Annotated in this window: 24 protein-coding genes and 1 riboswitch; of the genes, 5 read left to right on the forward strand and 19 right to left on the reverse strand. The window is 44.3% G+C overall.

Annotated features, from left to right (window positions below; genetic code table 11):
- Positions 1-173 precede the first annotated feature (173 nt).
- The 9 genes from AB4114_RS34240 to AB4114_RS34280 all read right to left on the reverse strand — a co-directional run bounded on the left by AB4114_RS34240 (position 174) and on the right by AB4114_RS34280 (position 9,192).
- The gene (locus AB4114_RS34240) at positions 174-1,223 is read right to left on the reverse strand and encodes a leucine-rich repeat domain-containing protein (RefSeq protein WP_441992420.1); all 1,050 of its coding nucleotides are present in this window, start codon (positions 1,221-1,223) and stop codon (positions 174-176) included.
- A 172-nt stretch (positions 1,224-1,395) separates the two neighbouring features.
- A complete protein-coding gene (locus AB4114_RS34245) occupies positions 1,396-2,601 on the reverse strand; it encodes a macrolide family glycosyltransferase (RefSeq protein ID WP_441992421.1) in 1,206 nt (401 codons plus the stop codon).
- A gap of 17 nt (positions 2,602-2,618) precedes the next feature.
- Positions 2,619-3,404 (reverse strand): PhzF family phenazine biosynthesis protein, encoded by a 786-nt coding sequence (locus AB4114_RS34250; RefSeq protein WP_441992422.1) that lies wholly within the window; start codon positions 3,402-3,404, stop codon positions 2,619-2,621.
- A gap of 49 nt (positions 3,405-3,453) precedes the next feature.
- Positions 3,454-3,978: a DUF6886 family protein gene (locus tag AB4114_RS34255; protein ID WP_441992423.1), complete on the reverse strand. Its 525-nt coding sequence runs from the start codon at positions 3,976-3,978 to the stop codon at positions 3,454-3,456.
- A gap of 25 nt (positions 3,979-4,003) precedes the next feature.
- Complete coding sequence (locus AB4114_RS34260; RefSeq protein WP_441992424.1) at positions 4,004-4,846, reverse strand: bifunctional 5,10-methylenetetrahydrofolate dehydrogenase/5,10-methenyltetrahydrofolate cyclohydrolase; 843 nt, start codon at positions 4,844-4,846, stop codon at positions 4,004-4,006.
- 56 nt (positions 4,847-4,902) lie between these two features.
- A riboswitch (ZMP/ZTP riboswitch) is annotated at positions 4,903-4,980 on the reverse strand.
- Positions 4,981-5,036: 56 nt separating this feature from the next.
- Positions 5,037-6,671 carry a hypothetical protein gene (locus tag AB4114_RS34265; RefSeq protein WP_441992425.1) on the reverse strand — a complete coding sequence of 545 codons (1,635 nt, stop codon included), beginning with the start codon at positions 6,669-6,671 and terminating at the stop codon, positions 5,037-5,039.
- Positions 6,672-6,858: 187 nt separating this feature from the next.
- Positions 6,859-7,317: a RidA family protein gene (locus AB4114_RS34270; RefSeq protein ID WP_441992426.1), complete on the reverse strand. Its 459-nt coding sequence runs from the start codon at positions 7,315-7,317 to the stop codon at positions 6,859-6,861.
- Between the two features lie 44 nt (positions 7,318-7,361).
- Complete coding sequence (locus AB4114_RS34275) at positions 7,362-7,814, reverse strand: hypothetical protein (protein ID WP_441992427.1); 453 nt, start codon at positions 7,812-7,814, stop codon at positions 7,362-7,364.
- A 97-nt stretch (positions 7,815-7,911) separates the two neighbouring features.
- Positions 7,912-9,192 (reverse strand): adenylosuccinate synthase, encoded by a 1,281-nt coding sequence (locus tag AB4114_RS34280; RefSeq protein WP_441992428.1) that lies wholly within the window; start codon positions 9,190-9,192, stop codon positions 7,912-7,914.
- Between the two features lie 109 nt (positions 9,193-9,301).
- Between AB4114_RS34280 and AB4114_RS34285 the strand changes: the two genes are divergently transcribed.
- Complete coding sequence (locus AB4114_RS34285; protein ID WP_441992429.1) at positions 9,302-10,189, forward strand: LysR family transcriptional regulator; 888 nt, start codon at positions 9,302-9,304, stop codon at positions 10,187-10,189.
- A 205-nt stretch (positions 10,190-10,394) separates the two neighbouring features.
- On the opposite strand, the gene AB4114_RS34290 is transcribed toward AB4114_RS34285, so the two are convergent.
- Positions 10,395-10,592 carry a hypothetical protein gene (locus tag AB4114_RS34290; RefSeq protein WP_441992430.1) on the reverse strand — a complete coding sequence of 66 codons (198 nt, stop codon included), beginning with the start codon at positions 10,590-10,592 and terminating at the stop codon, positions 10,395-10,397.
- 296 nt (positions 10,593-10,888) lie between these two features.
- On the opposite strand from AB4114_RS34290, the gene AB4114_RS34295 reads away from it, so the two are divergent.
- Together AB4114_RS34295 and AB4114_RS34300 are read left to right on the forward strand one after the other, a co-directional pair.
- Complete coding sequence (locus AB4114_RS34295; protein WP_441992431.1) at positions 10,889-12,046, forward strand: glycosyltransferase family 4 protein; 1,158 nt, start codon at positions 10,889-10,891, stop codon at positions 12,044-12,046.
- A 13-nt stretch (positions 12,047-12,059) separates the two neighbouring features.
- The gene (locus AB4114_RS34300; protein ID WP_441992432.1) at positions 12,060-13,409 is read left to right on the forward strand and encodes a UDP-glucose dehydrogenase family protein; all 1,350 of its coding nucleotides are present in this window, start codon (positions 12,060-12,062) and stop codon (positions 13,407-13,409) included.
- Positions 13,410-13,793: 384 nt separating this feature from the next.
- Here AB4114_RS34300 and AB4114_RS34305 read toward each other — a convergent pair whose 3' ends face one another.
- Positions 13,794-14,678, reverse strand: a complete 885-nt coding sequence (locus AB4114_RS34305; protein ID WP_441992433.1) for a LysR family transcriptional regulator — start codon at positions 14,676-14,678, stop codon at positions 13,794-13,796.
- 127 nt (positions 14,679-14,805) lie between these two features.
- Between AB4114_RS34305 and AB4114_RS34310 the strand changes: the two genes are divergently transcribed.
- Positions 14,806-15,546, forward strand: a complete 741-nt coding sequence (locus tag AB4114_RS34310) for an SDR family NAD(P)-dependent oxidoreductase (RefSeq protein ID WP_441992434.1) — start codon at positions 14,806-14,808, stop codon at positions 15,544-15,546.
- A 62-nt stretch (positions 15,547-15,608) separates the two neighbouring features.
- Here the strand turns inward: AB4114_RS34310 and AB4114_RS34315 are convergent, their stop codons facing one another.
- The 8 genes from AB4114_RS34315 to kdgD all read right to left on the reverse strand — a co-directional run bounded on the left by AB4114_RS34315 (position 15,609) and on the right by kdgD (position 22,533).
- Positions 15,609-16,169, reverse strand: coding sequence for a 5' nucleotidase, NT5C type (locus AB4114_RS34315; RefSeq protein WP_441992435.1), 561 nt, complete (start codon positions 16,167-16,169; stop codon positions 15,609-15,611).
- A 26-nt stretch (positions 16,170-16,195) separates the two neighbouring features.
- On the reverse strand, positions 16,196-16,924 hold the full coding sequence (locus AB4114_RS34320) for a (S)-benzoin forming benzil reductase (RefSeq protein WP_441992436.1): 729 nt from the start codon (positions 16,922-16,924) through the stop codon (positions 16,196-16,198).
- A gap of 36 nt (positions 16,925-16,960) precedes the next feature.
- Positions 16,961-17,419 carry a GNAT family N-acetyltransferase gene (locus tag AB4114_RS34325; protein ID WP_441992437.1) on the reverse strand — a complete coding sequence of 153 codons (459 nt, stop codon included), beginning with the start codon at positions 17,417-17,419 and terminating at the stop codon, positions 16,961-16,963.
- A gap of 366 nt (positions 17,420-17,785) precedes the next feature.
- Positions 17,786-18,592: a metallophosphoesterase gene (locus AB4114_RS34330; protein WP_441992443.1), complete on the reverse strand. Its 807-nt coding sequence runs from the start codon at positions 18,590-18,592 to the stop codon at positions 17,786-17,788.
- Positions 18,593-18,658: 66 nt separating this feature from the next.
- The gene (locus AB4114_RS34335) at positions 18,659-19,003 is read right to left on the reverse strand and encodes an ArsR/SmtB family transcription factor (RefSeq protein WP_441992438.1); all 345 of its coding nucleotides are present in this window, start codon (positions 19,001-19,003) and stop codon (positions 18,659-18,661) included.
- Between the two features lie 130 nt (positions 19,004-19,133).
- Entirely contained in the window at positions 19,134-20,591 is a 1,458-nt protein-coding gene (gucD, locus tag AB4114_RS34340) for an alpha-ketoglutaric semialdehyde dehydrogenase GucD (protein ID WP_441992439.1), read from the reverse strand.
- A 1-nt stretch (position 20,592) separates the two neighbouring features.
- Complete coding sequence (locus tag AB4114_RS34345) at positions 20,593-21,594, reverse strand: mannonate dehydratase (RefSeq protein ID WP_441992440.1); 1,002 nt, start codon at positions 21,592-21,594, stop codon at positions 20,593-20,595.
- A gap of 12 nt (positions 21,595-21,606) precedes the next feature.
- Positions 21,607-22,533, reverse strand: coding sequence for a 5-dehydro-4-deoxyglucarate dehydratase (kdgD, locus tag AB4114_RS34350; protein WP_441992441.1), 927 nt, complete (start codon positions 22,531-22,533; stop codon positions 21,607-21,609).
- Positions 22,534-22,681: 148 nt separating this feature from the next.
- Here kdgD and AB4114_RS34355 point away from each other — a divergent pair, with 148 nt between their 5' ends.
- Entirely contained in the window at positions 22,682-23,668 is a 987-nt protein-coding gene (locus AB4114_RS34355) for a helix-turn-helix domain-containing protein (RefSeq protein WP_441992442.1), read from the forward strand.
- Positions 23,669-23,881: the final 213 nt, after the last annotated feature.

Raw genomic sequence — 23,881 nt, forward strand, 5'->3', positions numbered from 1 at the left:
GTTTTCCATCTATTCTACGTTTGAGCAGAAAATTCCGAAATTTAACTGTATGAAATCCATCTATTCATTTGGCGTCTCCTCATCCATCCATTCTTACAGCTTGTACGCAGCAATTCACACCTCATCACACCATAAAAAAGAAGCTGCCGCATGGCAAGCTCCTCTCTCATGGCTCATAACTCACTTTCCCATAACGAATCTCGTGACAAATTTATAAATGCCAATTGCTCCATATCATTGAGAAAATCAGGCTTCCGCTCCATCATACACATGCCAACGTTTAATAATCGCAGCTTCTTCAGCTTCATCATTTCGATCGGCAATTTACGAATCGAGGTATATTGTATCGTTAACTGTTCCAGTTTCTCAAGCTCTCCAATTTCTGCTGGTAATAAGTTTAGACTGATTTCTTCCTTCGTCTTTATTTGATATCCCGGAGTCGGTCGATCAAAGCTTCCGCATTGGATGCAAAGTACTCTTAGATTCTTCAACTTCGCGATGGATGCTGGAATATACGCCAAATCAGCTGTTTGGATTGTCAAGCTTTCAAGCTTACTTAACTCAAACAACCCCTCCGGTAAGTTGTAAAGATCTTGTTCAAAAATGACTAGTTCCCGCAGCTCCGAAAGCTCCCGAATTCTCTCAGGCAACTCCGTTAAATGATGTCGACTAATATACAGCCTATCCGTTTTATGTTTAATGGCATCGTCTAGTAGACGATCAAAGTCCTTGTGAGCCTCTACTCTTAGAAAAAGTCCTGTCATTTGATCCATCAATCCCATTGCTTCTTCCTCAGTTACATCCATCCCATACTCATCTTCATGGACAATTGAGTAAAGGTAGTCTCCACCACCTTCTTTCAAGAAACATAAGTCTTCTGGAAGTTTAGGGAATATCCAATCCGACAACTGATTTGCCATCTGTTTCAGTAGATACCCGCTTTCTTCACAACTTCTATACAAATAATAAGATCCTGCGGTATAAAAAGCATGACTGCGATATTCTTTTTTAATTTGGATAACATCTTCGATATTCTCGCCTTGGATGATGATTGTTTTCACCAAGTAAGGCTCTAACGCTACTAACACGCTTGTGTATTGCTTCGGCTCCCCATCTGCAAGATGCCACAGTCTTTCGCTAAGCACAAAACATTCCGAGTTTCGTATCGCCAAATCAATGACTTGTGCGTAGGCATCTCCTTTGGGATCTGTATGCATTCTCATTTGTTGAATCTCCATTTCAAATCGTAGTAATAACGCCAACACAATCAGGAATTATGACTATTTGTCCCTTCCAACAACTTAAAACAAACTCACTACATATTTTACCATAATTAGGAATCTATTTTCGGGAGAAAATAAATAGACCCCCAGCTTCATGCTGAGGGTCTTCATTCTACTTAATCCCATACTCCCTTTTAAACTTAAAAATCTCATCAACCGCCTGGCGATACCCACCTGATTCTCGAAAAGATTCGCTTATTTTTGCAGCAGCAGTCAAAAATGAGGAGTCAGTTAACACCTGATCCACCGCTTCCCTTAGTTGTTCAGCACTCAAAGTTTGCATTTGCAAGGTCACACCTGCTCCGATACTTTCGACTTGCTTAGCAATCATCGGTTGATCAGCGCTTTGTGGGATGACAAGGAGTGGAACTCCGTAATAGAGCCCTTCATGCGTACTATTCATACCACCATGTGTGATAAATAACTTCGTGTTGGGCAGCAATTCGGTTTGTGGAACATAGGGTTTCACAGTAAAGTTAAGTGGAATTTCCCCTAAGTCAGATATTTGAACGTTTTTCCCAATTGACATGACAATGGTATGTTCCGTATTCCCCAAAGCTTCCATACAAAGTTTATAGAAATTAATGGATCGGTTAAACACGGTTCCCAATGAAATGTATATTGGTTTTTTCGCTTGGATTCCTTCAAAATCATTGCTTTCTGAGCGTAACCGCGTTGAAATCGATGGCCCTACGAATCGATAGGACTGATCGAACGATTCTCCATTCGGTTGAAACTCCCTCGTGGTATACACGATTGTAAGCGTTGCAGGATTACAACATACTTCATAAGGAGAATGGATCTCTACATCATATTTTTCCTTCACCATCATCGTCAGGTTTTGAAATTGCTCATAAATAGGCTGAACAATTTCAGAAGGGAAGTTATTTAAAAAATGTTCCAACTCCTGATCAATGGATTCTTTGGACTGCGCAAAAGACGTACAAGAATTAATTGCAGGAAGCTTAAGCAGCTGACCAAGTATACGTCCACACCCGAACATGGAATCATGGATGATATAATCAAATTTCTCATCTTTGATCTGTTCGAGCACGCTAGGTATAACAATGTCTGCAGTAAGTAATAATCCGTTAACTCTCTCCAACAAGTAGTTTCTTCCACCTGAGATGAAAGCTTTTATAAACTTTTGGTCGTCAAATGTTCGTACGGTAGCCCCCGTCTTTTCAATTCGCTCTCTAAACGCTTCTATGCAAAAGTACACGACCTCTTCGCCACGGGAAATCAGCTCCTGCACGACTCCGATCGTGGGATTGATATGTCCCTCTGATCCACCATTTATAAATAAAATGCGCGCCATTTCTACCTCTCCTTATGCTAGATGAACAACTCGCTCCTCATAACCATTACTGCTTGGCCTGAAAGTAGAACTCTGTTTTCATGTAAACTAATTTTTAGTATACCGCCTCTTGCGGACGCCTGATACGCATACAAATCTGTTTTATTTAATTTTTTGCCCCAATATGGCGCAAGACCACAATGTGAAGAACCGGTTACGGGATCCTCATCTACACCTACTGCTGGGAAAAAACATCTCGAAACAAAGTCATAATCTTTCGATCGACTTGTCACATTGATCCCTCTAGTTTGAATCGTCCGCAACAAAGAGTAATTAGGACTTAGACGCTTAATGATGTCTTCAGATCCAACTTCAATGAAGTAATCGAATCTATTCCGTCCAACATATAGAGGATCAATTTGAAGTGCATCCATCAATTCTGATGGATATTCACATGTGCTCACAGGTTCCGACGGAAAATTAAGTTGAATCCAAGCATCTTGCTTTATTGCAGTTAATAGCCCACTTCTGGTAAAGAAACTTGCTTGTTGGTTCAGTGGTAAAATGCCCGTTGCCCACAACATATGCGCGCTAGCCAATGTAGCGTGTCCGCACAAATCCACCTCAGAATTAGGTGTAAACCATCTAAGCGAATACCCGTCTTGCTGAGGAAACAAAAAAGCTGTTTCTGACAAATTCATTTCTGAAGCAATTCGTTGCATCAACTCTTCATCAAGAGGTTTAGAAGTTAAACAAACTGCAGCAGGATTTCCCTTGAATACTTGATCCGTGAAAGCATCCACAACATAGATTGTCAAAGCCAAAATAATCCCACCTTTCTTCTTTTTCGTCTTTCGAAAATCTGCTCCGAATTCAAGATGTCCTCTGCTCAGCAAAGCCCATCCGACACATCGAATACTGAAAACTAGATTGCTGAATTTTATCCGATAGATCCCATAAATTTGTTAGGAGCCGTACTTCAATATTTCTTTTAAAAAGCTCACCGAATAGATCCTTTATTTCAAATTGATGTATGGGAACTTGTGATTTCTCACTCACATAGTAACCCGCTCCAAGATCTCGCTCATAGAAATCTGATGAATCAAATTCATAGATATATAACGTTGTATTCTTCATGATTTCAAACCATTTATGCTCAATCGCTACGACGTGATTCATTGCATTTGAAGACAAATAGTTCCTTTTATCTTCCTCCGTAGTTGCCTCATTGGCATAAAAAGTAACTCTCGGACAGTTCCGAGGCGTTAGGAAATTGGGGAAACATTTATCATTAATCGCCCATACTAAGCCTTTGGTTGGGTCCAGATCTTTTCTTGAAGGCAGTCTAGGATTGAAAATAGAAATATCTTTTTCTTCACTGACGTGAAACAATTTCATCTAACTCCCCCTTTTTCAACCTCAACTACACTAACTTTTCTGCCGCATCGACGGTGTGTTTCAACAAGGTGGCTATCGTGACAGGTCCTACTCCTGCAGGAACAGGGGTAATTGCGGATGCTCTTTCCTTACAAGCCTCATAATCAACATCCCCAATGTTGCCTTCGTTATACCCCGCATCCAACACGACGGCCTCTTGTTTAATCCAATCCCCTTGCACAAATTTCGGTTTCCCAACTGCCGCTACCACAATATCAGCTAACTGTACCATCTCTACTAAATTCGCCGTCTTTGAATGGCATATCGTTACTGTTGCATTCCGATTGAGTAACATCAGGGAAACAGGTTTTCCGAGAATGGGGCTTCGCCCTATAACAACAGCGTGCTTGCCTTCCATTGAAATGCGATAATAATCCATAATAGCAAGAATCGCCGCCGGTGTACAAGATGGGAAATCGGCAAAGCCGAAAGCATTTTGAGCAAACCCGAGCGTCGTGACACCATCTACATCTTTCCCGATACCGATCGCTTCAAAGGCAGCCCTTTCGTCAATATGATGAGGTACTGGGTGTTGCAATAAAATCCCATGGACACTTGGGTCAACATTCAGTTTCTGAATTTCAGCAATCAAATCTGCTGTCGAAGTATGCTCGGGAAGTTCAATACGAATCGACCTGATACCAAGTCGTTTACATGCATTTCCTTTCATTTTCACATAAGTAGCTGACGATGGATCACCACCGACCAGAATCGTAGCCAAGCAAGGAATGATTCTCTTCCCAGCTAATAGATTAATTCTACTTTTCAGCGCCTCTTTCATGTCTGTTGCCACTCGATTACCATCCAAGATTACGGTTTCCGCGCTCATCTTATCATTCCTCTCAAGTTAGGTTCAAACATAAAGAGGTAAGGGGATTTCCCCTTACCTCTTGCCCAGGCGTACGGCCGTTATCGATATGCTCCCTCATGGTTCCCCATGCTCCGCCAGTCACACATCGTTTATTAGTTCCTCTATCATAGCAATGTATGCCAATATTTTCAATTGCTTTGCACGAACATCATGACAAAGTTGCAGGTGACATAAAGAACGAATACCACATATTCGTCATGAAGACATCAAGAACTACGAAGTAAAACATCTCAAGTCCAACATTTCGTTCGGCCAAACCTTTTCTCCATAAGCGGGTTAACCAATAAGAAATTGCTGCAAACAGAACAAGTAAAATCAAGCTAACCCATACCGATTGCAAGAAATCCGGCATCACCTGCAGCGCAATCGGTTTCCGGTAATCGCCAATAAATAACGCTTTGACAATGAGATACATCGCCATAGATATGCCAAAGTGCCGCTTCGCATGCTCGTCATAATGATATTGCCAAAATACACTGATCACGATTAAATAAAGGCCAGGCAATAGAATCCATTTTAAGCTAATTAGTGCCGTTAGTACGCCAATCCCCCAAAATAGTGGTAAATTCCCAGCAGCTTGTTGGAAGTCCTCTGCATGAATCCTGTTCATTCGCTCCGCATAAGGAAGCTGATCAGTGGCATAGTAGACCCGATACGTCTCAGCGTTTACAGCATCGAGCCATATAGCTAGTGAACTCCCTTTGTTCGAAGCAAACATCGGATACACGGCAAAACCGCCGAATTGGCTAATCCGCGTAGCATTCAACATTTTACCATCCTGAAAGCTAATCGTGTACACCTCTTGACTCGTTTGACGCCTATTTTTCTCATACACTGACGAAGCGACAAGCGTTTTTTCACCAGTAGATGACTGCGTAAATGTAGGATGCAAAATGGTATCGGAATCGTTCCCCTTCGTGACAGGAAGATTAAGGACTTCATCATATATCTTATCCGGTTGATTCGCTGGGAAAGTGAGCATATGTAAGGTGCTTTTACCTGATTTGCGTGAGCTCGTTGTATACGCGGTAATAAATGTAGAACCATCCAAACCTAACGCCATATCATCTAAGCTGCTCGTTGCATAATCCACGTCCTTCAGTTTCATCTGCACAAGCGGCTTCAAAGACGTCTCTTCTAGTTTCACGTAGTGAAAGGATTCGCTGCCATCTTTATTGACGGCGTAAACAAGAGATAGGCTGCCCCCAGAGGTATCCTTTACACCGTGAATTTGTTTCACATTCGCTATATCAAGTTTCGTCCATGTAAGCTTGGCATTCGGATGAAATTCACTGACATACAGCGTTGAATCATTGTATGCGAGCATAACGCTATTCCCTTTGGGGCCAACCACTGTTTGCACACTTTCGATCTCGTTCTCCAAGAGTGTGTTCTTCGAACTCCATGAACCACTCTTCCATTCACTCGCATACAGTTTATTGCCGTCCCCGATCCAAATCACATGATCCTTATCTATCATCTTATAGCCACGGATACTGCCAACGTCTGGTAAAAGACGACTCTCCGAACGATTACGTCCCTCTTCATCAATCGTAACGATTTCTATTGTTTTCCCTGCCAAATAGGTGAAACTGCCATCATCAAGCATTTGTACAGGTTCACCATAGGTGGCCAACTGTGGTAATTCCGTTGCACGCCCGAATGGTTCTGGATATGGCTTCACATTTTCATTAGCTAACATGAAAGACTGAATGATTCCGATGATGACGATGACTGCTAGAAAAGGTACATAAGTAAGTAGCTTCCATCTTGCTTTTTTCAATTCTTAATACCTCCAAACCTTATTTGAAAAATAAAAAAGAGATGCTCATTTAATTTTCCACAGGTCAATAACTGCCTACGCCAATGATATCATTGATTCCATTATGCTTCACTAAAAAAATAAGAGCGGAACGGTCCATGATTTATCATGGACCGCCCGCTCATTCATTGTAAGGGTATTCGAATTCTCAATCCGCTATTTCAAAAATAGAATCCACAATAATCGGCAGGTTATCTCTAAGTGAAACAGCGCCGAAGACCGATCGGGCAGACTTCCCTTTTTCGCCGAACACATCCAGCATCAGATCCGAACATCCATTGAGCACCAAATGATGCTCTTCAAATTCAGGAACAGCATTCACGAATCCTTGTAGTTTGACAACTTGTTTAACGTGCTCCAGAGAACCTAAGGCAGATTGCAGAACAGCAAGAATCTCGATACCTGTTAATCTAGCAAAGTGATAACCTTCTTGTGTTGTGTACGCCTGTCCCAATTTCCCTTTAGAATTGCCGGATGGACCCTTGCCAGAAACATATAGTAATCCGTTCACTTTCACAACATTCACATATTTCGCTGTGGGTTCACTTGCCTTAGGAAGCGTGATTCCAAGTGACTCTAATCTTTGTTCAATGGTATGTTCCGGCATGGTAAAGTCCCCCTAAATGAATCTATTCTTCGTGTACCCTTCCATTATTTACAAGCATTCATCGTATTCCTTACAATCACAGGCCCTAACTTCCCCGTTTTGGAATTCGATAAACGAACCTCCATCGTACTATTCGTTACATCAGCCGTTATATCATCAATCCTACCAGCCCACGTCGGACCGCCTACTTCAGGGGTTGGGAACAGTTTGAAACGCCAGCTGATCTCATTTGGAATAAAAGCAAACCCTTCGTACCCATCATAATTTCCCGCTGCAGACGGCACTGGTAAATGATTCGCATGGATGCTAATACTTGTTCGTGGAAAACTTGGTGTTAGCTTCACTTTGTAAACGAGCGCTGCCCCCTTGGCATTCACTTGATCCGCAACGACAGATTCAAGAACGGCACTACATGGCATCAGTACTTCGGCATCACTTTGAACGGGATGAACCAAGACACTCCCAACCATCCACACAACCACCATCATCTTCTTCATAAATCCCCTCCGAAACATGTTTGGTGGTTATTTTTCCCAATGTTTCGCGATTTATGAGAGAGCTACCTCGCGGCGGCCAAAAGTATAACTGCTGAAATTATCGCTGAATCACTTGCTCGCGTCTAGGACCCACAGAAACCGTAGAAATCTTCACACCGATGGCGGATTCGACGAATTGAATGTAGTTCTTTGCCTCTTCTGGAAGGTCTTCCATCCGTTTTACCTGAGAGATGTCACATTCCCAACCTGGTAATCGCGACAGAACAGGCTTAGCCGCATCCATCCATGCATTGACTGGAAAGCGATCAACAATGGTACCATCCGCCAATTCATAACCGACACAGACTGGAATTTCATCCAAGTAACCTAGTACATCCAGATTTGTTAATGCGACACTTGTCGCCCCCTGAATCATGCAGCCATACTTGGTTGCAACGACATCGAACCAGCCCATGCGTCTCGGACGCTTCGTGTTTACACCATATTCACCGGCATCGCCTCCGCGACGACGTAATTCCTCAGCTTCGCTGCCCGCAAGTTCTGAAACGAAAGGGCCAGCACCAACGCAGCTCGAGTAAGCCTTGACTACCGCGATGACCTCTGAGATAGATCTAGCTGGCAGCCCAGCACCAACAGAGGCAAAACCTGCAAGCGTCGAAGACGATGTTGAGTACGGATAAATCCCATGGTCCGGATCCCTTAAAGCACCTAGTTGGCCTTCCACCRCGATGAGGTCTCCATTTGCATTGGCATTTTGAAGCAGCGTTGTTGTATCACACACATAAGGCGCTATTCGCTCAGCCTGGCTCAACAGCTGTGTCAACAGTTCATCCGACTTGATGGCTGCACGTCCATATAGATGTTGGAGTAGCACATTTTTCGCTGTAAGCATATGTTCGAGTCGTTCTTTCAAGCGAGATTCATGAAATAAATCAGCAACTTGAATGCCGAGTTTTGCATATTTATCCGCGTAAAATGGCGCAATCCCACGCTTCGTTGATCCATAACTACGTTCGCCAAGTCGCTCTTCTTCGAGTTCGTCGAAAAGTCGATGTACAGACAAAACGACCTGTGCTCGCTCCGAGATGAACAACTTCGGCTTAGGAACACCTCTTGCTTCAAGTTCTTCTAATTCACCTAGCATGATATCGATATCAAGTGCCGTTCCCGGCCCTATTACATTCGTCACATGGGAATAAAACACACCTGAAGGCAGCATCCGCAGTGCAAATTTCCCATAATCATTAATGATCGTATGACCTGCATTGCTCCCTCCTTGGTATCGCACAACATAAGATGATTGCGCCGCTAGGACATCCGTCATCTTCCCCTTGCCTTCGTCTCCCCAATTCGCACCAACTATCGCAGTTACAGTCACATCGAACGCCTCCTACACTTGTTTTGCCTGACAAAGCTTATTATAATTGCCCTAATGACATTAGAATAATTGATATAAGTTATACCAGATATAAAGTGAGGTTATGTGAATGGATGTTAATTTGGAGTGGTACCGTGTCTTTTATTGGACAACCCAAACGGGAAGCTTATCGAAGGCGGCAGAAGTACTGCATATTACACAACCCGCGGTGAGTCATACGATCAAGCAATTGGAAGCAGCGCTCGGTGGGCAACTCTTTTTTCGTACGGCCAAAGGTGTCACGCTAACGGTTGAAGGTGAAGTGCTATTTCGGTACGTCGAGCAGGCATTTCAATTTATGAAAATTGGTGAAAAAGCCATCGCAGACATGCATAGCTTACATAGCGGGGAGATCAATATTGGAGCGAGCGATACGTTGTGCAAGTATTATCTTTTGCCGTATCTAGAGGCTTTTCACGAGCAATTTCCTGGCGTGCGAATCCGCGTTACGAACCGTACAACACCTGAAACCATCACACTTCTTAAGGAGGGTAAAATCGACTTTGGCATCGTCAGCCTTCCCGCTTCGGACAAACAAATCGACTTTCGCGAGAGTTCTGCGATTCAAGACTGCCTTGTTGGCGGAAAACCCTATGCGCATCTTGCAGGAACTCCGTTATCACTAGGAGATTTACACAATTATCCCTTATTATTATTGGAAAATGGAGCAAGCACACGGCGCTATCTCGATGACTATGCCGCCTCTGAAGGCGTAACTCTCACACCCGAGTTCGAGCTGGGTAGTATCGATCTCCTGGTCCAGTTCGCTAAACGAGGCTTTGGCCTTGCATTCGTCATCGGCAGTTATGTAGCGGATGAACTCGCTGTTGGCGATCTAATCGAAATTCCGCTAGCTTCTCCACCCCCTGCGCGTCAAATAGGGATAGCCACACTTCGCGGAGTTCCCCTTTCGGCGGCATCGAAGTCATTTCTGGCCATGTTGCCTGCTCCGAATTGATTCACTCTAGGCAAATAAATGGATTTCATGTAGTTAATTTCATCCCTTCCTGGCGAAATTCACAAATAAATGGATTTCCTGTAGCTAATTCGCCATAATACTATCGAAATCGTCGAATATGGCAAAATTAGCTGTAGTAAATCCATCTAAAGTGCGCAATAGCCTAATTCTGCTGAAATTAACGGGAGGTTTTCCATCTATTTGATTAAGGTGGTATTAACATGGACGCTTCAACGGCTGGAATGAGCTCTAGTGATTTTAGATAGAGAAAGTCATATAAGAACGTACATACTCCGCAGGCGAGCACCAGAAGCCACTCCGAAAATCTCCAAACCTTGAAGGGCTTCCCCCACGTTTCGATGACTAAAATGACTGCAAATATGACCACACCCATGCCGTACATATAAAATAAAAACCTGATAGCTATCCAATCGATTTAATACAAGCTTGCTAACTGCTGCAACTGAGCCCCAGATCAACAACAAGATGGGCATGAGAACAAAAGGATTCTGTGTCGCGTTTAATGACTTCTCATCTTTTATCAAAATTGCTAAGGAGAATTCAAGCGAACAGTATATGATCTTCAGATCACCATATGCCATACGCGAAATTATAATATGACTTTCATATTGCATTGACATTCCCCGAACAATCCCCTGCTACGCTGAAGTTAAACTTGGAACTACAGGAGGGATTCATATGCGTCTTGCGTTGTTTACCGACACTTTCGTTCCTCAAATGAACGGCGTTGCACTCACACTTGGACGTTTCACCGATTATTTGAATCGAAGGGGCATTGAGCATCTTGTTTTTTCGCCAAAAAGTACGGCTGATATGGTCTATTCAGATCCCGTTCGTCCTGTAACGAGCATTCCTTTTTTTCTGTATCCCGAATGTCGTCTAGCTTTACCGAACCTAGCTGCTATCCGTACAGAGCTCGACCGCTTTCAACCTGATTTGCTCCACTTAGCAACCCCTTTCAACCTTGGATTATGTGGTCTGCACTACGCTCGCAAACACCGCATCTCACATGTCGCCTCTTATCATACTCACTTCGATCGCTATTTGACTTATTACCATATGAAAGCTGCAATCCCCCTCTATTGGAGTTATATGAAATGGTTTCACCATTCCTGTGATGCGACTTTCGCTCCCTCTCGAGATACCTTAGACACGCTACAAGAACAAGGTATGGATCGCTTGCTGCTGTGGTCACGAGGCGTAGACTGCTCCTTATACACACCTGAAAAGAAGAGCATGGACGTTCGCGAAAGATATGGAATTACAGCTCCTTATCTCCTGCTTTATGTAGGTCGCATCGCTCCTGAAAAAGATATAGATACCCTATCCTCGATTATGAAACTGTTGCCAGATTCCGTAAAAGCGCAAGTTCATTGGCTCATTGTCGGAGATGGTCCACAGCTACAAGAACTGCGTGAGTCAGCCCCTTCAAATGTCACATTCGCTGGATATGAAAGTGGCGAAGAGCTCGCTCAAATATATGCTTCCGCCGATCTCTTCGTCTTTCCTTCGAGTACGGAAACGTTTGGAAATGTCGTTCAAGAGGCCATGGCATCCGGACTTCCTGTCGTTGCTGCCAATAGCGGTGGTGTACGAGAAATGGTGAGCTCTGGGGAAAATGGCGTGTTATGTGCTCCGCGTCAGCCGCAATCTTTTGTTCAAGAAATCATTTCATTGGTCGATGACAGTGACCGCTTGGCGAAGTTTCGTTTAGAAGCTAGGGAATTTGCTCTTGGTCGCTCGTGGGACGCTATCTTTGATCAATTGCTTCATGATTATGAAATGATTATAGATTTTAGCCGTATCGGCAAGAAATCTGGCTTCTATTCAGCTTGAAGGAGGACTTCACATGCGTTTAACGATTATTGGAACGGGTTATGTCGGTTTAGTAGCCGCAGTTTGCTTCGCAAAGTTAGGTCATATCGTCACAGCGGTCGATCGGAAACATGTCATTCAGGACCTTCGTGAGAATAAATTAGCCATTTGGGAACCTGATCTGCAAGAGATGCTTGAAACATGCCGTAGTGAAGGCAGTTTATCTTTTGACACTGATGTAGCAAACGCATCCATAGGTGCTGATGCGCTTATGATTGCAGTTGGAACCCCAACTGGCGTGAATGGTCAGACCGATCTTAGTCAAGTTGACGATGTGATAGCTCAATTGAAGCAAGCTGGTGGCGTCTGCCCTCCGTTTATCATTATGAAAAGCACCGTTCCTGTGGGCACCTGCGATGAGCTGGAGGCTAATTTACTTGGCGCTGGGCTCCATTCGGAAGTCGTGTTCAACCCCGAATTCCTGCGTCAAGGCAGTGCGATTAACGACTTTATGAACCCAGATCGCATCGTTTTCGGTTGCCGTTCGCACCTAGCCAAGGCCGCTCTTCATCAACTATACAAAGGGATCAATGCCCCGATTCAAGTCTGTGACCGACGCAGTGCAGAGCTGATCAAATACGCATCCAATGCCTTCTTAGCGATGAAAATTTCATTTGCCAATATGATAGCGGATGTCTGCGAGGGATATGGCGCGGATAATCGTCAAGTTATGCAAGGCGTTGGTGCGGATCGACGCATCGGTCCTCATTTTTTACGAGAGGGCATTGGATATGGCGGATCCTGCTTTTCCAAAGATTTACAATCTCTGCTGACTTCCGGCAAAGCCATTGGACGCTCGCTTCCCTTACTCGAAGCAACGGCTCAAATCAATGAGGAGCGAATTCCTCAGTTGTTGGAAAAGTTGATCTCACTTTGGGGAAATCCACGTGGCAAACGACTAGGTGTGCTGGGTATTTCCTTCAAACCGAATACGAATGATATGCGTGATGCACCATTTCTCACTTTGCTGCGACTCTGTTACCTGTATGGCATTGAGGTGCAGACTTATGATCCTGTCGTGCTGCCGACCTCAATCGAAGGCGTGATCCAAAAAGATACAGCTTATGAGGTAGCTGCAGCTGCTGATGCGCTCATTATCATGACGGAATGGCCGCAATTCGCTGAATTGGACTGGGTTCTCATGGTTCAGCTCATGCACCAGCCCATCTTACTTGATGGACGCAATGCCTTATCCGATGAGACGATATCACAGTTAATGATGGTGAAGAACATGATCTATATTCCCGTTGGAAGACCGATGGAACGAACTACGCTTGCTCCGGAGCGCGTTATCACTACTCTTCGCCATAGTTACGGAACGTAGATCAGCTATTCGCCGATAATAGCCCAAAATCAAAAAGTTACGGAACATGGTTCCCCTATTGGGCCGATTCGTGGCCTAAATCTCCTAAAAAGCAGGAGATTAGCGGAATCACGTTCCGTTAGCTTATTCGAACACCTTTTTATCGCGAAATAACGGAACGTAGTTCCGTTTCGCAGCACCAGCATCCTCCGCTGGAACGATTCATCTTCATACACCATGTGCTGCTGTAACGTCGTCCTTCCTACTCCTTCTTGTTCACCTACATAGAGATAGATTCGATTATCGGATTGTGTGAATATGTGCTGTTCAACACCCACGGTGTGCACTCGCGATTGCTGTGGTTCAAGCTTCAAGCGCAGTCATCGGAATGCTTTTCTGTAAATCTTAGGAATCAAACGTATTCAATTTTTCTTTCAAATATCGAAACAACTGTCCACTCGCATAACTTAAAGGCGCGGATTTGTAAACGAACCCTGTCAACATATCAATGGATGCACCTCTCACTGGAAGTGCCTTTGTCCCACGAGGCATCGGGTCTAGTACAATCTCCGGCACTAACGCAAAGCCAAATCCATTTTCCACATAGGTCTTCAATGCAGACATGCTGCCAATCTCCATCGTATCTATCGCCACATGCCCTAACTCTTGAAGGATCATTTCCAGTTTTTTACGATATGGACACGTTGCTGAAGTTATCAAAAGTCGATGACCTAGGAATTGACTCGGTTCAAGATCCTCAAACAGGCTAAGGGGATGATCCTCAGGTAGTAAAGCAACAAATTTCTCCAAGAACAGCGGCTGAAAAAAAAGATAGGTTCCTATTTCTGGTGCCGAACAGCACGCGAAATCGATTTTATCTTGCAGCAACGACTCGACCAAAGTTGGTGTACTACCGATTTCAAGTGAAACACGGATTCGCGGATGTATCGTCATGAACTCTTTTAACAATGGCGGTAATCTATAACTGGCCGTTGGCTCTGTCAACCCGATTCTCACGTGCCCTACTTCACCCGATTGTAGATCCGACAAATTCGTTTGCAACTTCTCCAAACTTTTAACAATCTCCAAACTTTCCTCGTAAAATAGTCGGCCTGCTTCCGTTAATCGGATTTTCTTCCCGCGTTCTAGTAGTTGAATACCTGAATCGGCTTCTAACTTTTGAATTTGCATCGTCACGGTAGATTGGGCATAGTTCATCTCCACTGCCGCTTGATGAAAACTGCCATGTTTCACGATCATATGTAAAGTTTTTAGCGTTTTAATATCCATGCTGATCTCCATTCCTCAAATTCAATTTATTTGAATGAAATGTTCATTAACTTCAATTATACAGAACTTAAAACTACCTTTACAATGAACATATAGCAATCAAATAGCAATTAAGGAGGAAATTTGAATGGAACTAACTAATAAAGTAGCACTCGTTACAGGAGGCGGAACTGGCATCGGAAGAGCGGTCAGTTTCGCATTAGCTAAGCGAGGGGCTGCGGTTGCAGTGAACTATTCTCGTTCAAAGGCAGATGCTGAAGAAACAGCTCAAAAGATCATCCAAGAAGGCGGTCGTGCAATTGCCATACAAGCAGACGTTTCCAGTAACAACGAAGTCATAGAGATGGTACGAGTTATTGGACACATTTTGGGAGACGTAGATTTATTAGTCAATAACGCAAGTATTACACACCATATTCCCCTACCTGATCTTGACGATGTAACCGAGGATATCTGGGATGAATTGTTCGACGTGAATGTGAAAGGGATGTTTTACTGTGCTAGAGCCGTTGCGCCAATGATGAAAACAAGTGGACAAGGGGCGATCGTCAATGTTGGAAGTATTGCAGGATTAACCGGTGTTGGCTCTTCTCTTCCCTATGCCATTTCTAAGTCGGCCGTCCATGGCTTAACCAAATCCTTAGCAAGAGCGCTAGCCCCCCATATTAGGGTGAACTGTGTCGCACCAGGAGCAGTGGCCACACGTTGGTGGGCTGGAAGAGAAGAACAGATGCAGAAACTAGCTCCTAACCTGCTGCTTAAGCAGATTTCCACGCCTGAAGACATCGCCCAGTTTATTTGTGCAGCTCTGGAACAGGAAGCCATGACCGGACAAATCATCACCGTTGATAGTGGTCAGACCTTATAATAAAGAAATAAAAAACAACGTTCTTCATCAATTTGACGAGAACRTTGTTTCATGTATCMTATTCAAATGAACTTCGAACCTAAATGATCAATCTGTTTCTTTACCTCCAACCAATTCGCAGCTCGGTATACATAATCATTCGTTATGCTCAAATTATACGGCTGTTCAAATAAGATGACGGGCTTCTGAGCCGCAGCAAACTCCTCTGCATAGTGGGGAGCATCATCAATCAGAACATCAACGCCGTAACTTATGCAGGTTTGAAGCTTATCTTCAACCAACAAAATGTGATGATAGTCAATCTGATATTTCTCAAGCCATGCCATGGTGACTTTCTGAAATTGTTGCGGCCTTGCCGTCACGATCGTAATCTGGTGTTGTTTGAATAATTCTTGCAAAACCTCTACAGCCTTCGGAAAAGGTATTGAGTTCCAATGTATGTCATGTCCGAAGCTATCATACACTTCATCCCGTTTGGCTTTATCCCAACCATATAATCGGTATAGATAAAAATCATTAACATCCTTATGAGTTAGTTCCAACCCAGAAACATTATTATAACAATGTAAATAAGCTGAGGTAGCATCCAGTACCGTGTTATCCAAATCTATGCCAAAGTGCATCGCGTTTCATTTCCCCTCTTACAATTCTAAGCAATCGTTCCATCTCTATGTCGAGCGATTTCAAGCAATATGTTCCGTGCAACCGTTTCTGGCTCCACTAGATGACCTTCTTCATTCTGCTTTCTAAAATAGGTCGACAACTCGAAATCGCTTTCTCGCGCAGTTTGTTGCATACCCGTATTCATCATTCCGGGGTCAATTGTCAGCATATGAACCGGATTTACTTCCTTCTTTTGTTCCATCGCCACACATTTTGTGAACATGTTCAGGGCAGCTTTTGAAGAGCAGTACACACTCATGCTGCTTGCAGGGTACTGTCCCGAGCCTGATGAAATGTTAACAATCACGCGTTTTACAGGCCAGTTCGCAGTTTCCTTCATAAAGCTTGAAGCAAGTAGTATCGGTGCTGTCAGATTCAGTTGAATGGATGACATAATTTCTTCCGGCGAACATGCTTCAATAGGTTTAATTGGCGTTACAGTTGCCGCATTGTTAATTAGGGTTATCGTTTCAACTTTGGATGAATCCATCGACTCAATGATCTCCCGCAAGGTAGCTTCTATACGCTCAACCTGAGTGAGGTCTGCAGCTATGAACGCATAGTTAGCTTTTAAATCCTGCGCAAGCTGTTGAATCTCCTTATTCACCGTCCGTGATAGGCCCAATACCAGCGTTTCCTCCGATAACAACAGCCGTGATAGTGCTGCTCCTAACCCACTTGAAGCTCCAGTTATGATGTAGACGTGTTTACTCATACCATGCATCCCCCTTAATAGTGGCAATACCAATAATTACCAATGTTTTTCCAATGCTTCTTCACTTCGAGCGAACTCATTTCTTTCGTAAAAATCAACACTATGCGTACTCGGCCATAAAATAAGAAACTCGACCTCATATTCTTTCGACCATTGTTCCATTGCTTGATGAATCTTGGTTCCTAATCCCTTACTTCTATAACTTGGCCTAGTGTACACATTCGTCACATAACCAAAGTACGGATCTGGCGATTTGCCAGGTCTCGGCACCTTATGAATCAATTGCAGATACATATGCGAGACGATCTCGCCATCCACTTCCGCAACCCAAACTTTCCAATCACTTCCATTGAGCGCATTAACTAAAAACGCTCTGCATATTAATTGAAACTCCGCAAAATTAGCACCGCTCTTATTGTCTTCCTCAGAGAAATCCCATCGCATTTGCACGAGTTTATCTATATCACCCAATGTAGCCAAACGAATTATTTCCATTTTGTAACCTCGCATTCTCGTTATCCCAGTAAATTCGCTGAACAGCAGTCATTTCCTTTTTTCACCAAATGAACTGCGGATTACTTCAGCCCTCTCCAGAAGCTGCATTAGTCCGACTTTGCCGAACTAAACTGAGAATTCCTTGTTGAATAGTACCAATAGTCCGATATTACCCAACTATCTCCCCATTTTCCTTTCGTGTGGGCTGTTTGGGTTGATTTAGATGGGCAAAGTAGAACTAATTGAGTCAAACTGTCGCGGACGGTGAGATTAATTCGGCTATTTCGGACTAAAGGTTGATGGGGAGTAGTCCTAGACGCAAAAAAAGACCACCCCGAAATTCCGCGGCAGCCTCGTCCTCACCTTCTACAAACCAATTTTGAAAACAGCAATCTCCGGCGAGCACGCAACGCGAATCGGTAACAACCGTGAGGTTCCCAGACCTCGATTAATATAGAAATGCTTTCGCTGATCGATACGTTTGAGTCCAACGTGATAGTTTTTATACGCACCAATCGTATGTCCAAACACCCTAACCTGCCCCCCATGCGTGTGCCCGACGAGCAATAAATCAAATGGAATGTGCTGCTGTAGGGAAGTTTCAATAATACTCGGAGAATGAGCTAACATGATGATCACGTCAAAGCTTTGGAGATCTTCAACATGCATTGTCAGCCGTTCCTTGCCGTATAAGGAATTGTCGAAACCGTAGATCAACCACTTCTTATCTCCGAAGTCGACAGGAAATTCACGATTAGATAATACAGTAATACCAGCGTCCTCAATGGTTCTAAGAATCGCCTCATAGTCTTGATCTGAATTCAGTTGAAATCGGGATTGGACTAACCCATAACGTTCATGATTACCTGGTACAAAAAATAATTGATCGCACTTAATTTGACGAAATTCTTTCAKAACTTTGTCCAGTTGCTCCTTCGTCGATGCTAGATCACCTGTAATCATCACAAGATCAGGGTTAACGTGATTCACCATTTTACTCAGGGAGCCATTGATGAAATGGGTTTGACCATGCAAATCAGAAATTTGCACAACCGTAACATTGTTGCTAGCTGGATCGCCCAACTGAATATGTGAAAACTTCACCCAATAGGTGCTATATACGATAAATAGTGCTGCGAGCACTAGTAAGACAACGATACCGGCTATCACCATCACACCGCATTAACCTCCCTTCATGAAAGACATTCCTGCCAATAGCGCGGTCCATTTATGCCTATATCAATCATTTTCATCTTCATCGAAGTTGGCTTGTAAGAGTTGCTGCAGCCGCGCCCCGTTATCATTCCAGTACTTCCCGTAGAAGGCCACCCAATCTTGGATCTCTCTTAATGGAGCAGGCTGTAGTCGAAACCGTGTTTCGCGACCAACCTTACGATCAGTAACGAGCCCCGCTTCTCTCAGAATCGTCAAATGTTTGGATACCGCCGTGCGCCCCATGTCAAAATGTTGCGTGATCTCGTGGAGAGGTAACTCTTCTACTCCTGCTAAAAGCTGAATTAGCTTACGCCGAGTAGGATCGGCTACCGCATCATACACATCTCGTACTGGATTCTTCTCGTTCATAATCACCTCTCCCGACTCTTCACGCTATAATGTGACACCTAGTGGTGTCTTATCATTATGAGTTCCAACAAGGTACACTGTCAAGTTGCCCCTAACGAAAAAGCCAGCTGCGGCAGCAACTGGCTCTCATTCAAGACTTTATAAACACAGTTTTGATATCCGTGTAGAATTCAATAGCTGCCTGCCCTTGCTCCCGAGAGCCAGAGCTGGACATTTTCATGCCGCCGAATGGGGCTTGCAGCTCCACACCCGCGCTTTCGGCGTTGATGCGCACAAGGCCCGCATCCATATCGTGCATGAAGGTTAGCATTTTCGAGAAGTCTCGCGTGAATATCGACGCGCTAAGTCCGAATTTCACATCATTCGCAATCTGAATAGCTTCCTCGAAGGAATCCACTTTAATCAGGGCAAGAACAGGTCCGAAAATCTCTTCCTGCGCGATGGTCATCGAACTCGTAATATGTTCAAATACCGTAGGCGCAATATAATAGCCTGCATCTAGCGCCTCATCTTGCACTATACCACCGCCACAGAGCAAGGTTCCACCTTCTTCGATCCCTTTGGCAATATAGGTGAGTACCGTATGATATTGCTTCTCACTTGCACATGGCCCCATCCAAGTAKATGCCTCCATGCCATCCCCAACACGGATTTCCTTAATCCGCTGAAGCAGCTTCATTTTAAAAACTTCGTACACATCACTTTGTACGATCACACGGCTGGTAGCGGTGCATTTCTGCCCCGTTGAACGTAAGCCACCACTCACCGTTGCCTCAACCGCGAGGTCCAGATCTGCATCGTTGACCACGATAATCGGGTTTTTACCGCCCATTTCCAGCTGATACTTCGCACCTTTCGCCAGTGCGCTTTGACCAACCATTTTCCCAATACGATCCGATCCTGTAAAGGTAATTCCGTGGATGTCCGGATGATCTGCGATCGCTTGACCAATCACATCGCCTTGTCCAGTTACCATATTTACTACACCTGCAGGAATTCCTGCTTCTTCGAAGCATTCCATGACTAGAGCTGCCGTAATGGCGGTTTCCTGCGCAGGCTTGAACACAATAGTATTACCGAAGATTAAAGCTGGAGCGATTTTCCAAATCGGAATAGCTACGGGGAAATTCCACGGTGTAATCACACCAACAACGCCTAAGGGCACGCGTGTCGTAAACATTAATGCCGCACTGTCCGTAGATGGAATCACATCACCTATTTTCCGCATGCCCTCGCCTGCATAATAGCGCAGAATGGCGATGCCCCTTGCCGTTTCCCCTTTGGCTTCAAGGAACGTTTTCCCCATTTCACGCGTCATCATTTCAGCAATTTTATCCAATCGCCGCTCAAGCTTATCTGCAACTTTGTACAAATAATCGCCACGTGCTGAACCGGATAATTTACGCCAAGCCATCTTTGCTGCTGTCGCTGCCACAACAGCTTCATTCACATCTGCATTGGACGATTTCTGCACATAGCCCACGATCTCATGTCGATTCGCTGGATTAATACTTCCCTCGACCTCACCACTGGAAGACGCAACCCACACTCCATTGATATAGTTCAAATAGGTTTTCATTTCACCCATGTTAATCTCTCCCGCCTCTAAACTCCGTCAATGCCGCCAAAAGCGCTTTTACATAACCAATCGCATAGGCCCAGCCAACCCAATTCATCTTGGTTTCTGTGCTTCGATACGGTGCACGATCCATTTCGAGCGAGGTGATATGATCTGGATTTATACAGCCGTTATAGCCAACTTTATGGAGTTCGAGCAATATTTTCGCCATATTCATATGTCCGTCATCCAACATCGCCTCTTCGAACGCACCAGCCGTTGCCAGACTCCCCCGCACATTACGGAAATGAACAAGAAAGATTTTATCTTTACGTCCATACTGATAAATTTCATCAAGAACTAGCGGCGTTCCGCCTGCTTCTCCCCGTGTACCTACGCAATAGACAAGTCCAACGTTTCTGCTAGGGAAGCTATCGATGACGCGATTCAAACCAAGTCCACCAAATGGTGTGTTATGATATGGCGTGTCGGAAGGATGTACAGCTAATTTCATCTCATACTCTTCTGCAAGTGGAACTAGTTTCCCGAAAACTAAATCAAATCGCTTCCACCAAGCATTCAACTCCTCCACCGTGGGAGGTTGTTTGTCCAGATTGCGTTTCAATGACTCCCCGCGTACTAGCGCACCGCCTCGGTGTACGGCTGTATATTCCTCTGCCATATAAGGAAATACATCGCCTGCAAAACGCTGACGAACGAGCGTAATCCCAGCTTCTCCGAAGGTTTTGATTGCATTGGAAACGTTCTCTAATTGGATCTCCGAGCCTGGCTCCTCCAACATGAAACTACTCGACATATCTGGCAGCGTCACCCGATTAATTTCCATCCCATGTGAACGAACTCTACGTTTTAACTGTAAAAGTTGATCAAGATCCGGAAATCCCTGCTCACGAACACCTGGGAAAGAACCGCCTTGCGTAAAATCAATACAATCAACTCCGAGTTGACACATTTGTCTCAAATCGCTATCCGATAATTCACAAGTGGGAACTTGAATAGATACTTTCATCATGATATTTTCCTCCTAACCGTTATTGGCGATCGCGACCAGGTCTAAACTTCGTTTAATAATAGATTCCAATCGCACATAATGCTCACGTTCCACTTGAACTAGCGGAGTTCGAACTTGGAGACCAACTGGCAATCCAACAATGTTCATGCCCGCTTTAATCAGTGAAACGGCATACCCTTTGCGCAATTGACGAATCCGATGGATGGGTAAAATGACTTCTTGATAGATGGAATTGACCGTTGCCTGATCTCCAGCAAGTAAACTAGTATAGAAGGTTCTTGAAACCTGCGGAATGTAATTGGAAATCGCGGATGAGTAGGATAAATAGCCTAGTGCCGAGTAGGCTGGCATCGTTAATTCAGCAAGCGGCATCCCATTCATCCATTGTAACCTCGAACCGAGCGATTGTACGAATTCAATGTTTAGCTCAAAATTGCCTAATCCATCCTTGAAACCAATGACGTTAGGTAAGTTAGCCAGTTTTTCTAAAGTGCTTAAGGTAAAAATCGCGTTATCACGCTGATAGATAATGACAGGTAAACTTGTGCTCTGTGCCAGCGTCCGATAGTAGTTAAACAAGCCCTCTTGCTCGGGGATGATCAAATAAGGCGGGAGCAACAATAAACCGTCTGCACCCTGTTTCTCTGCAAGTTGTGCGCGTTCTACCGCTTCTCGAATATTGCCTCCAGCCCCTGCGAATACGGGTACTTTGCCTGCAACCGTCGCTACGCCAACCGTGACTACTCGCTCATACTCGTTGATATCCAAGGATTGATATTCGCCAGAACCCGCGCATACAAAGACGGAATCCAAGCCATTTTCCACCAAAAAATGAATATTAGCTTGTAAAGCTTTCTCATCTATTTGCGCCTGAAGATCAAATGGTGTTACCGGAAAGCCCATGATGCCTGCGAGTGAAATGTTCACATGATTGCCCACTACTAACAGCTCCTTTTCAACTTCTTACGTGCCTATGAAAGTAAGTATAGAAAATGAAGACGTTTTCGTCTTTGTAAAAACATGCCGCTTTTTTTCAAAAAATCCATGCTATAATGAACTTCAGTCTACTTGAAAGGAGCCCTCATGCGTGTTGAATCCATCCATTTACTCGCGTAGTAACTTGTATCTCAACCAGAACCTGGTTCAGCTGCAAGGTGCGTCCGCATCCATATTCGTTCATTACTGGGGTGCGAAACCGCAGCATAAGGGCAATCGTCCGCATACACATTCTTTTTTTGAAATCTGCTACGTCGTCGAAGGAGAAGGCCACTACTTTCACGATGGCATTACATACCCGCTTCGGCCAGGGACTCTATATTGCTCGAAGCCCGAAAGCCGCCATTCCATTCAAAGCGATGAAGGCATGCTGTTGTTGTTTTTTGCATTAGAGCCGATCGCTTCCGAGTCGAGTGAGGCTTTTATGCAGGATTTTAGCCAGCTATGCGCTTATCCRCATCTTTTCATACCGAATGCTGAAGGGACAGCTCCCATGCTCATCTGGCAGGCACTTCTCATCCAAGCTTCGGAGACGGGTGATCGCTATAAGGAAACGATTGAACAACTAGCGTATACGCTGGTCATCAGTTGTATCTCCTTGTTTCTGCAGCATTGCCGCTCGGGTGATACGGGTTCATCTACTTTTGACATGGAGCTGCAAGGCACACTTAAGAAGGTCAAGGCCTATATTCAAGACCATCTTTCTCATAAAATGGCACTGAGTGACGTGGCGCAAAGCTTCCACTTGTCTGAACGACAGCTCTCCCGTCTGATCTCGGATGAACTGGGCCAAACCTTCCCGTCGATCGTGAAAACGGAAAGAATCAAAAGAGCCGCCTATTTACTCGGCTACACAGACATCCCATTGAAACAAATCGCTGAGGATACCGGCTTTGAAAGCATCCACTATTTCACACAGGTATTTACCAGAGAAATGGGAACGCCACCCAGTCATTTCCGCAAAAACTGTCTGAACTCCGAAACCGTCGACGCTTGGATTCATACGTATCTGGCGCAGGTTGCGACACGTTATCAGAAGAATCGATCCAACTCGCCATCCACCCTCCTCGAACTATAAATAACTGGAAAAACTCCAGCTATTTCCTAGTAAATCGCCGACTTCTGGCGAATAACTGGAAAAACTCAGGCTGTCGAGTAAAGCGCTTTCATGAAACTTTCAATACCCTCCAATTTGCTTTCCAYGCATATTTACATGCAATAAAAAAGATCCCCCTTTTGTTTGCGCACTTCGCAAGCTGTCGGGCGATCTTTTTTATGTTTTGTGCTACTG

The organism is Paenibacillus sp. 2RAB27 (assembly GCF_052115445.1).
GTDB lineage: Bacteria > Bacillota > Bacilli > Paenibacillales > NBRC-103111 > Paenibacillus_E.

Excerpts from the sequence above, each read along its gene's own strand:
- AB4114_RS34240 (WP_441992420.1), bottom strand. The coding sequence starts at position 1,223 with ATGAGAATGCATACAGATCCCAAAGGAGATGCCTACGCACAAGTCATT.
- AB4114_RS34245 (WP_441992421.1), bottom strand. The coding sequence starts at position 2,601 with ATGGCGCGCATTTTATTTATAAATGGTGGATCAGAGGGACATATCAAT.
- AB4114_RS34255 (WP_441992423.1), bottom strand. The coding sequence starts at position 3,978 with ATGAAATTGTTTCACGTCAGTGAAGAAAAAGATATTTCTATTTTCAAT.
- AB4114_RS34260 (WP_441992424.1), bottom strand. The coding sequence starts at position 4,846 with ATGAGCGCGGAAACCGTAATCTTGGATGGTAATCGAGTGGCAACAGAC.
- AB4114_RS34270 (WP_441992426.1), bottom strand. The coding sequence starts at position 7,317 with ATGCCGGAACATACCATTGAACAAAGATTAGAGTCACTTGGAATCACG.
- AB4114_RS34275 (WP_441992427.1), bottom strand. The coding sequence starts at position 7,814 with ATGAAGAAGATGATGGTGGTTGTGTGGATGGTTGGGAGTGTCTTGGTT.
- AB4114_RS34285 (WP_441992429.1), top strand. The coding sequence starts at position 9,302 with ATGGATGTTAATTTGGAGTGGTACCGTGTCTTTTATTGGACAACCCAA.
- AB4114_RS34290 (WP_441992430.1), bottom strand. The coding sequence starts at position 10,592 with ATGTACGGCATGGGTGTGGTCATATTTGCAGTCATTTTAGTCATCGAA.
- AB4114_RS34295 (WP_441992431.1), top strand. The coding sequence starts at position 10,889 with ATGCGTCTTGCGTTGTTTACCGACACTTTCGTTCCTCAAATGAACGGC.
- AB4114_RS34300 (WP_441992432.1), top strand. The coding sequence starts at position 12,060 with ATGCGTTTAACGATTATTGGAACGGGTTATGTCGGTTTAGTAGCCGCA.
- AB4114_RS34305 (WP_441992433.1), bottom strand. The coding sequence starts at position 14,678 with ATGGATATTAAAACGCTAAAAACTTTACATATGATCGTGAAACATGGC.
- AB4114_RS34310 (WP_441992434.1), top strand. The coding sequence starts at position 14,806 with ATGGAACTAACTAATAAAGTAGCACTCGTTACAGGAGGCGGAACTGGC.
- AB4114_RS34315 (WP_441992435.1), bottom strand. The coding sequence starts at position 16,169 with ATGCACTTTGGCATAGATTTGGATAACACGGTACTGGATGCTACCTCA.
- AB4114_RS34320 (WP_441992436.1), bottom strand. The coding sequence starts at position 16,924 with ATGAGTAAACACGTCTACATCATAACTGGAGCTTCAAGTGGGTTAGGA.
- AB4114_RS34325 (WP_441992437.1), bottom strand. The coding sequence starts at position 17,419 with ATGGAAATAATTCGTTTGGCTACATTGGGTGATATAGATAAACTCGTG.
- AB4114_RS34335 (WP_441992438.1), bottom strand. The coding sequence starts at position 19,003 with ATGAACGAGAAGAATCCAGTACGAGATGTGTATGATGCGGTAGCCGAT.
- AB4114_RS34345 (WP_441992440.1), bottom strand. The coding sequence starts at position 21,594 with ATGATGAAAGTATCTATTCAAGTTCCCACTTGTGAATTATCGGATAGC.